The following is a 14678-nucleotide window of genomic DNA, read 5'->3' as shown; positions in this document are numbered from 1 at the left end:
CGCTGTCAAATAAGGGGCAATTGTCAGCTAGGAGATGATTCTTTATTTTCTAGGACTTACGCAGTACAAGGTATTTTTGTCAGAAGTTGAAAAAGGTTTATTGATCGGGTTTATTGATCGGGCAGTATAGCGCTTTAGAGTACATTTATATGGGGGGAGTTGAGGTAAACTTCGTTAGGTTACTACCGCTCGCCCCTTAATCTTATTGATGGGAATGAATATAAGCATTCTCTTCTGGCATATTCATCGTAAGCTTTGGCTTCTTCTTATCCAACTGTGCTTTCACCCATCCCTCATTGACAAGCACATCTAAACACTGAAAAACTTGATTGAACGCAATGCGTGCATGTTGAGCTGAGGAAAATTTCCTTTGACAAAAGACTTTAACTCTATTGGCGATCTCTCTAATATCCGAAGTTTGGCTTAAAACTTTAAAAATTAGGTCATAGTAACCTGCTATCGGCAAACGATCATTATCTCTAACATAACACTTGATTCGTCTAATTTCTCCCTGGGAATACTGAGGAATAAAATCTTCCTGAGCACCTTTCAAATTGAGTTTAAAGATATTAAAACCATCAATTTGCCATTTAGCTTTCTGCTTGGCAAACTTTTGTAAAACATGTTTCATAGACCCTGGGTCAAAACCACCAATTACTGGCTTGTCAATGTAGTCATTCGTAAACCCACCCTGGGCTAGCCACCGGAAAGCTTCATCTGGACTTAACCGTAGACCTGAGTCTTTCGCAATATCTCGACAGTGTTTTTTCAAATCAGTAAATTGTCCATTGGCTGCATACCAGTAGTCAGCAAACTGGATGTGCTGTTTAATCCGTCGTTGCTGAGTTTGCTCATAGTGTATTTTCAGCCAACCTGAATCATGTCTTCCCCGTTCTAACTCAAGAATTGTATAAGCTACTTCTCTAGCACTAGAGTGAGTGAGGGTCATCCCCGCAGCTAAGATTGGATCGGCAAAACCGGCTGATTCACCTGCTAAAAACCAGTTTTCCCCTACCATTCGCTGGGCTAAAAAAGACCAGTCTTTGGTTGTTTCAATCTTGTTTCGACTGGTGGCATTGGCAATCAGATTAGCAATTCGAGGCTCACTTTTTAATGCTTCAGTATAAACTTCTTCTGGGCGTTTTCTCAGCTTTTTATAATGTTCAGCAGGACAAATAAAACCGATACTAGTACGAGTTGGTCCCAGGGGGATAAACCAAATCCAGCCATGAGTCAAACTCATAACTTGAACGCGAGTCCCACCAACGCCAATCTCTTCAGCCCATTCGGCATTCGTCCAATAATCCCAAATTGCTATATTTTGGAGTCGTGTTGGGCTATCCGTTTGCACGCCTAAAGCACGTCGCAGCACTCCGATATGTCCAGAGCAATCAACATAATGGCGAGCTGTCACCTGTTGTCCGTTACTCAAGTGTAGAGTCGTAACTCGATCGCCATCAATATCAACTTTGGTTACTGCTGTTTCTTCCTGAACCTCACAACCTAACTCTTTTGCATGGCGAAGCAAAATATCATCATATACTGCTCGGTCAACTTGAAATGCTGTAATTTTGCGCTGTCCTTCATATTTAGCAGGACGGGACTCATCCTTAAATTCTGCAACCGGAATGAAATCAAAATCCCAAAGGTCAGGATCTTTTCCCCAGCGATAGGTAGCACCAATTTTAATGGGGAAATTAGCAGCTTCTACTTTATCCCAACAACCCATTTCCGCTAAAATATTGCTGATACCGGGAAGTTGACTTTCACCTACATGGTCACGGGGAAATTTCTCTTTTTCTAAGATGAGAACTTGCAAGTTAGGGGCATATTTCTTTAAGAGTGTTCCTGCTGTGCTACCTGCAGGTCCTCCCCCGATAATAACGACATCATAGTAATTTTGTTGAAGGAAATTGCTCATAATTTTTTGACTTAGAATATTTACCGCCGTCACCATTTCTAGTTTACAGGAGTTTTGGAGTTAATGAGGTACAAATTTTTGTCAGTTCAGTAAATAGACATCTCCAGAAAAGAGGGAACACTTAACTGGGAATAGGGAATAGGAATTGAGAATTCCTGGATAATAATTGACTTTACTTTTTATTTTTGGAGATGTCTAATAGGGACGAAAGATTATCGCCCTCAAATGTACCTCATCATCCTAAAAAGTGCTGTAAATTCTTCATGTTAAAAAGGTAAGACAAAAAGAGGAAAAAAGTTAAATTTTCTGTTTTATCTTACCGAAAAATTGTGGTTTAAAGCCTCCCCTTTTAAGGGAATAATAAAGAAAAAATTTCATTATTAGTCAATCCTATCCGTTTTCAAGGAGAGGTAATAATTAATTATTAATTAGACATCTCCGATAATTAAAAATTAAATCAATTATCGGCCATAAATAATCAATTCTTTTCCCCTAATCCCTACTCCCTACTCCCTACTCCCTCTTTTCCGGAGATGTCTATTATTAATTATTAATTATTAATTGTTGAACTTATCCTTAGAGCTTCTAGAGAAACTAATTCTCAGACCTGGAAATTACTGAAGCTTAATTTGTACGCTTTCTACGATATAGTTCTCCCCCTAATAGAACAAAACCGAGTAGGAAAGCTGGCTCTGGAACATCTACTGGTTCTATCTGAAAGGTTAATGTACTAGTGGCTAAGTAAGTTGCGTCAATTACATCAGTTGCATCATCGAAAGACTCATAAAATTCTACATTGACTAGACCATCAGCCAAAAATGCGGGGGTGAATTGAAACTCACTACCAACAGGGGTTAATTGAAACTCACCACCAACAAAAGTATCAGTTCCGGGAAATTCACCAGTACCAGCATCAAAATCGAATAATACGTTACCACTAGTATCAGTAATCCGAATCTCAGCTTCACTGAACCATGAACCATCACCATCGGATAAAGAACCATCAGTCATGATAGTTACATCCCAACCTACACCAAACAAATTCACAGCAGAACCAGATCCTAGACCAAGAGCATCAGCAATGTCTAGAGTTAATACTTCATTATCAGGATCTCCTAAGGAATCCCAACTATTAGTGCCGCTAATATCGAAAGTTTGTGTCTGAGTTATCGGTAGTTGATCATAAAAGGTTAATGTACTAGTATCTAAGTAAATTGTGTCAATTCCATTCTCAAAAGAATTAAAAGTTTGATAAAATTCTACATTGACTAGACCATCAGCCAAAAAGACAGGGGTGAATTGAAACTGATTACCAACAAAAGTACCAGTTCCGCTTTCGGCTAAATTACCAGGATTAAAATCGAATAATACGTTATCATTGGTATCAGTAATCTGAATATCAGCTTCATTTAACCATGAACCTCCCAAGGTCTCAATAGTTACATCCCAACCTACACCAAACAAATTCACAGCAGAACCAGATCCTAGACCAAGAGCATCAGCAATATCTAACGTTAATATTTCATTATCAGCATCACCCTGAAAATCCCAACTGTTGGTGCCACTAATATCAAAAGTTTGTGCCTGAGCAGCACCACCAGCAAGACTAATGCCTAAAGCTGCAGCAAGAGCAATAGAAAACTTTTTCAACATAATTAAATTTCCTTTTATTGGCTACAACATTAATCTACGCTCCCTCCGAAAAATCAGCAACCCCTTTGTGCTCTACTTTACCGAATCTTTAAAAATGTCTACGGTGTTTTTGGTAGGCAAAATTACTGAAATTACTTGCCATATAAAGGTTTCATCTGTATAGTTATGTTAATAGAGATTATAAACTTTTAATGAAGCTAGATTAAGTGATGTATCCAGGAAGTCTGGGAGTGTTAAAATAACGCTTTCCTTAAAATAGCCTCAATATGATGGGATTTTATCTGGTGTTGTAGATTAACGGGATGGTCGCTAGGTAGGTTAAGGGGGACATTTTCAATTTAGTTATTCACTACAAATATTATTACTGCCAATTTTGAGTGCTCGTTGGGTTACTGCGGAAATCTTCAATTGAGTGATTGACTACGAATATTATTACCGCCTAAGGCACCCTACTGGACTGACACAGCTAAAATAATGTGGGTAAGTTTGCTGCTTGGTTAAGACCTCTCCCCCGACCCCTCTCCTACAAGGAGAGGGGAGTTTCTCCCCCTTCCCTACCCCCCCTTTTTTAGCTATGCATGATAAACATCTTTCTTAACATAAAACGTAGACAAAAAAGAGAAGTTACAGCAGTTTCCAAAGCTATGAGGTACAGTTGTTTTTCTTCTTTTCTCTTCCCTGTTCCCTGTTCCCTGTTCCCTGTTCCCTCAAACCTAAAATTTTGTACCTCATAACAACGGAAAGCGCTGTATGTATAAGTCATTTGAAAGGCTTTTTTCTCAGAAAAGAGAAAAGTGTATTGAATTAGACATAAAGAAGTGAGAAATGCACCCCAAGATTCTGACTCCCCCCTCTTCCCCCTCTTCCCCCTCTCCCCACTCTCCCACAAGGTTTTCAGGAGTTCGGGATCGGGGATAGCTTTCACTCGTGGGGTAAGGGGGTTAGGTTTTTTTACCCACAATTTTAGCCTAGACACGCCACTACCTGATTTTACTTTTTACATCTACTTAGGTCGAAACACTACTACTCCATAAGCATCAACAGATAAATATTTCAATGCTGCTTGTTGAATATCTGACGACTCAAACGCTTGAATATGTTGAGGATAATTGAGCGCAGGTACTAAGTCTCCCACTACTGACTGATAGTAACCATACAAACTCGCTCGATCGCTTGGTGTCTCATTAGCAAAAATAAACCTATTCGCCACCAATGTCCGAATACGTTTCATTTCTGTTTCTGTCACCGACTCTTGTTGGATAGTATGAATGTGATGAGCGATCGCTGCTTCGACTTCAGCTAAGTTTTCTTCTGGCAGTCTGGCAGAAATATAGAAAACACCTTGATGACGATGACTCATGTTACTCACACCAATAGAATAAACCAAACCTCGTTCTTCCCGTAAGTCACGCACGAGGCGAGATGTTTTCCCCTGACTCAAAATAGTTGCCAACACATCTAAGGCATAAGTTTCATATAATTCGTTTAACCCAGGTACGCGCCAAACCATCATTAATCTTGCTTGCTGAAGAGCTTCATCTATCACTTCATGGCGAACTATTTCTGTAAAAGGTGACTCCGGTATTAGATTGATATTAGGTGGCAGTGGTATTTGTGGAGTATTTCCACTATTGTCAGCTTCTGTAAATGAGTCTGTGACAATATCAATTAATTCTTCTACTGGTAAATTTCCGACTACAGTAGCAGTCATGGAATTAGGTTGATACCAACTCCGGTGAAAGTCGCGCATTTGTTGAGTTTGTAGTTGAGAAATAATTTCTACCGGACCTAATACTGGGCGACGATAAGGTAATTTTTCAAAGGCAGTTTCAATGACTTTTCGGAAACAACGACGGTTGGGGTTATCATCTGAACGCCGAATTTCTTCGAGAACAACAGACCGTTCTCGTTCAAAAGCATCTTCAGCAATACTGGGGTTGAGGAGCACTTCCCACTGCAAAGGTGCTAACTTAGCAAAGTCTTTGGGAGCGGTGGTAATGTAAAAGTGGGTGTAGTCTTGACTGGTGGCAGCATTCATTACGGCGCCTTGTTGTTCTACTAAACGTTCAAATTCGCCACTGGGAAGTTTGGGGGTGCCTTTGAAAATTATATGTTCGAGAAAATGGGCCATACCGTTGATTGATTCAGATTCTAAGGCAGACCCAACGTTAAGCCAAATATTGAGGTTGACAGCTTCAACTGGCAGGTGTTCGGCGATGATGGTTAGTCCATTTGCTAGTTGACGAATGGTGGGAGCATTGAGATGTCGGAAAGTTGGTGGAACTAAAGTTGAGGTCATTCTTGGTCTATCTGTTGTTTATCTTCACTATATATAGCAGAAGGAAACAAGAAAAGAAATGTGGTTCAATAATTAATTATTAATTATTAATTATTAATTATTAATTATTACCTCTTCTTAAAACAGATAGGATTGGTTGAAAGGAATTTTTTTGTTCTCTTGGTCGATTGGATATGGCGTACTTCGGAGCGGCTCTGAAAGAGCGGGAAACCTCGTCATCCTTCGACCGCTTTTTCTCCTTTCAAGGAGAGGCTTTAAACCTTAATTTTTCGGTAAGAGAGCGGGAAATGGGGAGTTGGGTAGTTTGGGAAATAGGTAGTTGGGGAAATGGGAGAAATTGAAATACATTCTCTTCTTTTCCCTTCGATAAGAAGGTTTTTTTTGATAATTATGAGACATCTCTAGAAAAGAGGGAGTAGGGAGTAGGGGCGATTCACGAATAGCCCGTACAGGAGTAGGGCGAAATAATTGACGGTTTATGCGTATGGGATTGATTTAATTTTTGATTTTTGGAGATTTCTATTAGCTAGGAGCGTGTTAATTATTCATATTTTTACTTTTCTCCGACTCCCCTGCTCAATAAAATGAGGAACTTTCCTCACCAAACCTGATTTCTGCTTGAGTCGTGGTGATTTTTTACGGTTTTACTTAATTTTCTAGTGAAAAATATTTTGATTATGCCATTTTATTATTTGGCCAATCGTTAACTTTCCAGAAATACTTGTAGATGTTATAGCGCTACGCGCTAGGGAATAGAGAACAGGGAACAGAGAACAGGAGACTATCAAAGGATTTGAGGATTTATAAATGTCCTAACCTTAATGCGTAGCGCTATAACTAGCTATTCACTATTAGACATCTCCAGAAAAGAGGGAACAGGGAACAGGGAACAGGGAGGAGGAATTGATAATTTCTGGATAATAATTGACTTTACTTTTGATTTTTGGAGATGTCTATTAGCTAAAACTTCTAGGGTTTGAGTTTCCCATACTTATTAACTTTCGATTAAAAGATGGTGGTTTTCAAACTACGGAATAATTTTTGATGAAAAATATTTAAAAGTTAACAAAATTTTTTATCAAGAAAATTGAAAAATTTCTGAAGTGCAACATCTCTGAGTGTAAAGATGAGGCGAAACACTAACTAATAGTTTTGTTCAAATAAAAGTAATAGGACTTAAACGAGGGAAGAGTTTATACAATGTCGAATAATCAAACGCAAAGTATCAGTTTGGTAGAAATTGCAAATAAATTGAAGATAGAGGGAAAGTTGGAGGAGGCAATAGCTAATTTTCAAGCTGCTGTAGAGGTTAATCCTGACTGTTCATTAGGATGGGAAGGTTTGGTTGAATCTTATCAAAAAGTCATTGAAAATCATCCTCAAAAATTAGAAAATTATCAAATTTTAGGAGATATTCTCAGAAAAAATAGTCAGCAGCAAATGGCGATTGACTATTATCATAATGCTTTAAAAAATTTCCCAAAAAATGAATTGATTTATGGGTTTATTGGGGATACTTACCGAGAAATTAAGCAGTTTAATGAAGCGATTGATTATTATCGAAAGGGGATAGAGTTAAGTCCTGATACTGTTTGGTTATATATCAGATTGGGGGGTATTTTAAGAGAGCAAGGAAATTGGAAGGAAGCTATTAGTTATTATCGACAAGCAATGGAATTGAATCCCGATAATTCCTGGGTTTATATTGGATTAGGAGATATTTATAGAGAACAGGGAAATTTAGAAGAGGCTATTGTTTATTATCAAGATGGATTAAAAAGAGAGTTAAGTCCTAAAAATGTTTGGTTATATATCAGATTAGGGGGAGTTTTTCGATCGCAAGGAAATTGGGAGGAAGCTGTTAGTTCTTATCTACAAGCAATGGAATTGAGTCCGGATAATTTATTAGTTTATCTTGGATTAGGAGATATTTATAGAGAACAGGGAAATTTAGAAGAGGCTATTGCTTATTATCAGGATGGATTAAAAATAGAATTGAGTCCTAATACTGTTTGGTTATATATCAGATTGGGGGGTATTTTAAGAGAACAAGGAAATTGGGAGGAAGCTGTTAGTTCTTATCGACAAGCAATGAAATTGAGTCCAGATAATTCCTGGGTTTATATTGGGTTAGGAGATGTTTGTCGAGAACAAGGGAATTTAGAAGAGGCTATTGTTTATTATCAAGATGGCTTGGAGGCTTTTCCCCAAGATTATTGGTTACATATAAAATTGGGTGAAGTTTTTAATCAAGTTGGCAATTTTGCTGCAGCAATTACTGTTTATCAAAAGGCAATTAAATTACAGCCGGATAATTTGGTTGGTTACAAGAATTTAGTTGTAGTTAATACGAATATAGGCGATCTTAAGGCTGCTTTAGAAACTTATGAAGCTGCGATTAGTTTTAATTCTAATAATCCTAGTATATATGTTAATTTAGCAAATTTTTACCTGAATCATTTACAACATTTTGAGGCTGCTTTAAGTAATTACGATAAAGCATTGAAACTAGATTCAAATAATTTACCTGCTTCTGTAGGTAAAGGTAAAGTATTGGTTAAATTAGGTAGATTTGAGGGAGCTAGAAAATTATTTAGTGAATTGGCTGAACAGTTTCCGGATAAAATCTTGGGTTGGGAAAATTTAGCTAAAGTTGCTGAACAACAAAAAAACTGGAATATTGCATTAGAAAGATGGGAAATAGCGATAGATAAATTTCCTGAAAAATTGTCTTTTTATATTGCTAAAGGTAATGTGTTAATTAAGTTGGGTAAGTTTAAGCAAGCAGAAGTTATATTTAATGATGTATTAGAAAAATTTCCCGATCGCTCTGATGGTTTATGCGGTTTAGCTCGGGTATTGGAAAGGCAGCAAAAGTGGGCGTTAGCATTAACAAAGTGGCAAGAAGTTATTGAAAAGTTTCCCCAACATATTCCTGCTTATATGCGTTGCGGTGAGATTTTAATGAAGTTGGAAAAATTGGCAGAAGCGGAGTCAATTTTTCAGGAATTGTCGCAATATTCTAGTGAAGGTTATCTCGGTTTAGGTAATTTATATTTTCGTCAATGTCAATATCAAGCAGCCATTAATAATTATCAAAAAGCCTGTAAATATGGAAAATTTTTATCTGCTTATCCTCATCTTTGTCGATGTTTTTTGACTATTGGCGATCTAGATAAGATTAATGAATTTGTGGATGATTTTATCGCCAAAAAATCTATATTTAGTCAACATCGTCTGATTAATGAAATTATTGAAGCTTGTGAATTAGCAGCTAATGGTAAGTTAGATACAGCATGGCATCTTTATCAGATTAATTTAGAAACTTGTCGAGATTTTTATGGCAATAATTTACTAGAAAGTTTGCAATACAATCACCTTATCTTTATTTTATCTGTCTTAAGTATAGTTCGTTCTTGTTTAGCTAATAATCGACCTGAATTGGTTGAAAATATCATTGATTTTGTTCATAAAAACCAGAAAATATTTGTAATTCAACATATTACCTTGTCAATAATTTATCTCTACTTGGGGCTTGATTCTGCAAGTGCTAAAAAATATAAACAAGCAATTGCAAATCTTCAAAATAGCTTATTATTAAATCCTGAAAATCAGTCTTGCTTACCTCTAATAAAAACTAATTTACAACAACAACATAATCATCTCGCAGGCAAGATGCCTGCACTGGTTAATTCATCTAATAGCAAGATAGCTATTATGATTATTTCCTGCAAAAAAAATCTTGATAAAATCAAAATATTGAGAGAGAAGCTATATCAAAAAATTAACCTGCCCTACTGTTTTGTAATTGGAGAACCAGAATTAAGTTCTGATTGGCAAAATAAGGGAGATATTTTATATGTCAAATCTCCTGATAATTATGAATCTTTACCTCTCAAAGTTTTCCAAGCATTTCAATATTTTCATTGTTGTTTTGATTTTCAGGGAGTATTGAAGTTAGATGATGATACCTGGATTAAAGATATGCCAAGATTTTTAGAATTAATAGATTGGTTATCAACAGAATCTACCCAGGATTATATGGGTAATACTATAGGATATTCTATCGGTAGGTCTTGGCATTTTAGTAAATGTGAATCTAAATCTATCGATAAAACTCCTTATGATTTGCCATTTGTAGCGCGATGGTGCGATGGTGGGAGTGGATATTTTCTGTCTCGAAAAAGTCTGGAGATTTTGTTTGAATATACAATGAAATATCCTGGTTGTTTCCGTGGAGAATTATATGAAGATGTGTTAGTAGCCAAAATTTTATATTTGAATGGTATTAAACCTTATGATTTTAATTTAATTAAGTTAGGAATTATTTCTGGTGATATTCAGCCAAATTTACAAGAGTTAGATGCAGAACCTTTTTTAAAAGAAGGGCGAGAAGCTGCTAAACAAGGAAATTTAAAACTTGCTATTGACAACTTTCATAAAGCTATTGAAATTCAACCAGACCAACCACTAAAAATTTATAAAAGTTTGAGTCAATTTTTGGTCGAAATAAATCAAGTAGAGGGAGCGATCGCTGTCTTAAAAGCAACAATAGATAGATTTCCTGAAGATGCCAGTGTTAATCTAAAGTTAGGAAATATTTTAGCTGACAAAGGAGAAACTGAATCTGCTCTAAAACATTATAGTCAGGCAATAAAAATAAATCCCAATCAACCAGCGAGAATTTATCGCGCCTTAAAATTAGAAGTATTTCGAGTTTTAAAGTTTGAGGAACTAGAGTTAGTTTATTTACCAATTCCTAAATGTGCTAGTACAACTCTCAAGCATACTTTTTACTCCTTAAAATTTAACCAAGAATATTCTGGAACAGTAGAACAAATTCATCAGTTATGGTATCCCTATACTGATGTCTTAAAGAACCTCAAAAATTTAGATAAGTATTTCAAATTTACTGTGATTCGTGACCCAATAAAACGACTATTATCTTGTTATAAAAATCGGGTATTGCATCATAAAAGTCTTTGGTTAAAATCGGTGCGAGGAAAATTAGAAAATGCTGGTTTAAAACTTGAACCTGATATTAACTATTTTGTGGAAAATTTAGAAAATTACTTTCAAATTTCTGATGCTATGATTCATCATGCTTCACCGCAGAACAAATATATAGGTAAAGACCTTGGTATTTATGATTTGATTTGCCCAATTGAAAATCTAGAAAGTCTCAGACAAATAATTTCTCAAAAAGCAAAAGTTGAAATAGAATTTCCTCGACTTCAAACTGGCGGTCCCAAAATAACTCTCAAAGATTTAACAGAGAAGTCTTTGACAAAATTAATAGAATTTTATGCAGAAGATTATCAACTATTACAAGATTTTTATTCTGTTGATGCTATTTGGCAAGAGTATAAAACAGTTAACAGTTAACAGTTATCAGTTATCAGATTGTAGATGAAAAAAGTTTACCGATTATTTGTAAGCATTCAGCTATTAGCAGTCAGCTTTTCCTACTCATGCTATGCAAACAGCTTTTTAATGAACGATATAGCTCCATAGACTTTTAAGGTTAACTTATGGACTTTTACCCATACTTTTAATTCTTTTAAATCTCGCTTATTACTTTTTCCTCTTTTAAAAGTAATGAAGCTGAGAGCTGAATGCTTACTATTATTTCATCGCACTTGATATTACTTTTTACTTTTGAATTTTATAGCACTACGCATTAAGTTTAGGACATTTCTAAGTCCTGTTTGCGCAGCATTCCGTCGGAAAAACCTTTAAAAGTCTGCTGTTTTCTGTTCTCTGTTCCCTGTTCCCTGTTCCCTGTTCCCTAGCGCGTAGCGCTATAAAAAATATGTCTTTAAATTTTCAATCAGTTTTAATTGTCACCTATGGTAGAAGTGGCTCAACTTTACTACAAGGTATTTTGAATAATATTGACGGAGTTTTAGTCAGAGGCGAAAATAATAACTTTATTTATGGATTATATGAAGCTTACAAAAAATTGATAGATACTCATAATCAGAAAAAGACTTCTCAAGCTAATCATCCTTGGTATGGAGCAGGAGAAATAAATCTAGAATTATTTTTAGATTACTGTCAGGAAATGGTTAGGAATATTTTATTAGCTGACAAAAAACACGATCAAAATATCCTCTGTTATGGATTTAAAGAAATTCGATATTTTGAAGTCTATCAACAACAAAAAGATATTGCTGATTACTTAGACTTTCTCGCTAAAATTTTTCCCACTCCTGCTTTTATTTTCAATGTCAGAAATCTAGATGATGTCTTAAAAAGTGGTTGGTGGGCAAATACCGACCGAGCAGAATCTATAACTGAACTAATGAATCTTGAAACAGCTTTTCATACCTATAAAACAACTCACCCAGAAAATACCTTTATAATTTCCTACGAAGATGTAGTTTCAGAATCAAATAATTTCAAATTATTATTTGATTTTTTAGGTGCTAAATACCCAGAAAATATCGATAAAATTTTATTAACTCCTCACAGTTACGGGCAAAAGAATATTCAGACTTATCAAAATTTTCTGCTTAAACTAACACCTGCATCTTTATATAGTCACTTATTTTCTGTCTGTGAAATTGATAATGTTCCAAATAAGATATTACCCGGTGAAGAATTTAATCTTGCTGGTGTAGTCATTCCGACAAATAATCAAATTTCTATTTCGGCAATATATACAATTTATTCTGGTAAAATAATTTCAGCAGAACTAGGCTTAAGCTCTCCAGTTTATGGCGAGAAATATCCTGCAGTTAAAGTTAGTAAAAATGCTCGTTTTAAATTTTATAACATTATTCTTAGTGAGTCAGCAAAATTAAATATTTTTGTGGAAATAAATAATCGTCAAAAAGTAGAAATAGCTACACTTTATATATCTTAAATTTACTGACTACAAGCGATCGCTCTTAACAACAGAGAAAGCTCGCTATCTAAGTATTTTGAGTCAAAGACATTAGACATCTCCAGTAAATAAATAAATCTTTTAGGACTTATACCATGTCCGGATAATTAGTGAGAAAAACACTTCTTCCTCCTGACTCCTGTCTCCTGACTCCTATCTCCTGACTCTTCCCTAATTATTTATAACTGTTAAACCGGACATAATATTACGCAAAGAAACCCGGTTGCTAGGAGAAATAGTTGGTTTTAACAATAAACATCGACGACAAAACCTGGTTTCTGGGTTCTCGTGCGTAAGTTCTGTATTTTCTCAAACCACTCTGGTGAAATTCCATGGAATCTCTCTAAATTCTTTTTCGGAAATATCTATATAGTAGACTTGTCGCTTTATAAGCTTAAAAATTCCCGAAAGCCTTGTCCTGTAAGGATTATAACTATTAGCAAATAAAAGTACCTAGAATTATTGCTCTGTCTAGGTTTGAGTGACTTTTTCCCTCTATTTAGCGACAACTCTAGTTATTAGACTTGGTTGATTTTTTTCTTGGGCAACAAACCGGCAAAACCGATTGCTAATAATCCCATAACTACAGAAGGTTCAGGAACATCTTGAGTGTCTTCATCTAAAGTTTCCCAATCTGAAGTGTCTTCATCTAAAGTTTCCCAATCTGAAGTGTCTCCATCTGAAGTGTCTCCATCTGAAATTTCCCCATCTGAAGTGTCTCCATCTGAAGTGTCTTCATCTGAAATTTCCCCATCTGAGAAACTTTTGGCCTGAATAAAAACAGCAGAATCCCGCTGATCATCTTTTGTATCAGCGATTGCTAGTTTCATGGTATAAGAACCAGCATTTAATCCTAGTGCTTGTGCAGTAAAAACATTAGTAAAACCATCATATTCTAGATCAAACAATTCTGTAACATTAACATTATCCTTGTCATTGTTGTTAAAAAATTCTGGGTGACTAGCATCATCTCCTTCACCCTTGCCATCTCTACCCCCATTAACTGTATTGATGGCAACTGGAGTATTTGTACCAGGAATTAGGGCAATATTCTCTCCATTTAGGAAGAAACCGAAGACATCATTGAACTCAGTATTTACAAATTCGTTATATTCCTCAGAGGCAAATACATAGTTGAATAAAACATCACCCCCTTGAGTCTCAAACTCAAATTCCAGAATAGTTGCATCCCTTGTTGTCGATCCTGTAATCAAGGTATCTAAATCTGGATCTCCAAGCAAACCATGTCTAGTCTTGTATGAGCCATCAAAATGATTAGGACCTTCTGCATCCTTTGCTGTTCCTGTAGTCAAAATAATACCTTGATCTATACCAATTCCAGATGATAATCCATCTGTGAAAATTCCTGAAGCAACATTTGCACCTGTATACTTGATAGAATCTTGTAGAATTGTAATCCCACTATCACTGTCAAAAATTTTACCTACCAATTCATTCCCATTACTGTTGGGAGTTATGGAAATTGCTTGAGCTATAGTTGTTCCACTGAGCGAAATAAAAGCTGTTCCAGCAACGACCATTGAAAGTTTCTTGAAAAATTTTGAAGTAGTCATACCCTGATTAGTCCTTAAAAATAAAGTTTTTAAATTTCTTATCTGTAATTTCCCGGTTTGATCGGGTGATATTTATCTATTAAGTTGAGTTAAATTAGTGAAATATAGCTGAAAATATGTGAGTTCTTCTCGTCAGTATTTTTTAGAACAATATATCCTTTCTAGCATATATACGGAGAATCCGGATTATTTTTGAATTAATTTTCCAGAATTTTACCGAATCTTCATAATCGGCTATTAGTGTGATTGTAATATTGCCTTATATCCTTTCTAGCATATATACGGATAAACCGGATTACTTTTGAATTAATTTTCCAGAATTTTACCGAATCTTCATAATCG

Annotated in this window: 6 protein-coding genes; 2 read left to right on the top strand and 4 right to left on the bottom strand. The window is 35.6% G+C overall.

Going from position 1 to position 14678, the window contains the following annotated elements:
- Positions 1 to 202 precede the first annotated feature (202 nt).
- The 3 genes from ACP6PM_RS26180 to ACP6PM_RS26170 all read right to left on the bottom strand — a co-directional run bounded on the left by ACP6PM_RS26180 (position 203) and on the right by ACP6PM_RS26170 (position 5873).
- A complete protein-coding gene (locus tag ACP6PM_RS26180; protein ID WP_426589833.1) occupies positions 203 to 1921 on the bottom strand; it encodes an NAD(P)/FAD-dependent oxidoreductase in 1719 nt (572 codons plus the stop codon).
- 624 nt (positions 1922 to 2545) lie between these two features.
- The gene (locus ACP6PM_RS26175) at positions 2546 to 3574 is read right to left on the bottom strand and encodes a hypothetical protein (RefSeq protein ID WP_426589832.1); all 1029 of its coding nucleotides are present in this window, start codon (positions 3572 to 3574) and stop codon (positions 2546 to 2548) included.
- A gap of 1003 nt (positions 3575 to 4577) precedes the next feature.
- Positions 4578 to 5873, bottom strand: coding sequence for a M16 family metallopeptidase (locus ACP6PM_RS26170; protein ID WP_426589831.1), 1296 nt, complete (start codon positions 5871 to 5873; stop codon positions 4578 to 4580).
- Positions 5874 to 7073: 1200 nt separating this feature from the next.
- Here ACP6PM_RS26170 and ACP6PM_RS26165 point away from each other — a divergent pair.
- Positions 7074 to 11258 carry a tetratricopeptide repeat protein gene (locus tag ACP6PM_RS26165; RefSeq protein ID WP_426589830.1) on the top strand — a complete coding sequence of 1395 codons (4185 nt, stop codon included), beginning with the start codon at positions 7074 to 7076 and terminating at the stop codon, positions 11256 to 11258.
- A gap of 427 nt (positions 11259 to 11685) precedes the next feature.
- Positions 11686 to 12741, top strand: coding sequence for a sulfotransferase (locus ACP6PM_RS26160; protein WP_426589829.1), 1056 nt, complete (start codon positions 11686 to 11688; stop codon positions 12739 to 12741).
- 539 nt (positions 12742 to 13280) lie between these two features.
- Here ACP6PM_RS26160 and ACP6PM_RS26155 read toward each other — a convergent pair.
- Positions 13281 to 14336: a choice-of-anchor L domain-containing protein gene (locus tag ACP6PM_RS26155; RefSeq protein ID WP_426589828.1), complete on the bottom strand. Its 1056-nt coding sequence runs from the start codon at positions 14334 to 14336 to the stop codon at positions 13281 to 13283.
- Positions 14337 to 14678 lie beyond the last annotated feature (342 nt).

Origin of the sequence: Dapis brunnea BLCC-M229 (assembly GCF_050015995.1) — a bacterium.
Lineage (GTDB): Bacteria > Cyanobacteriota > Cyanobacteriia > Cyanobacteriales > Microcoleaceae > Trichodesmium.
The sequence above is the reverse complement of the archived record's forward strand: the minus strand, read 5'-3'. Positions and strand labels throughout refer to the sequence as shown.

What these genes read in the sequence shown, in the direction of transcription:
- ACP6PM_RS26170 (WP_426589831.1), bottom strand. Translation starts at nt 5,873, where the DNA reads ATGACCTCAACTTTAGTTCCACCAACTTTCCGACATCTCAATGCTCCC.
- ACP6PM_RS26175 (WP_426589832.1), bottom strand. Translation starts at nt 3,574, where the DNA reads ATGTTGAAAAAGTTTTCTATTGCTCTTGCTGCAGCTTTAGGCATTAGT.
- ACP6PM_RS26155 (WP_426589828.1), bottom strand. Translation starts at nt 14,336, where the DNA reads ATGACTACTTCAAAATTTTTCAAGAAACTTTCAATGGTCGTTGCTGGA.
- ACP6PM_RS26180 (WP_426589833.1), bottom strand. Translation starts at nt 1,921, where the DNA reads ATGAGCAATTTCCTTCAACAAAATTACTATGATGTCGTTATTATCGGG.
- ACP6PM_RS26165 (WP_426589830.1), top strand. Translation starts at nt 7,074, where the DNA reads ATGTCGAATAATCAAACGCAAAGTATCAGTTTGGTAGAAATTGCAAAT.
- ACP6PM_RS26160 (WP_426589829.1), top strand. Translation starts at nt 11,686, where the DNA reads ATGTCTTTAAATTTTCAATCAGTTTTAATTGTCACCTATGGTAGAAGT.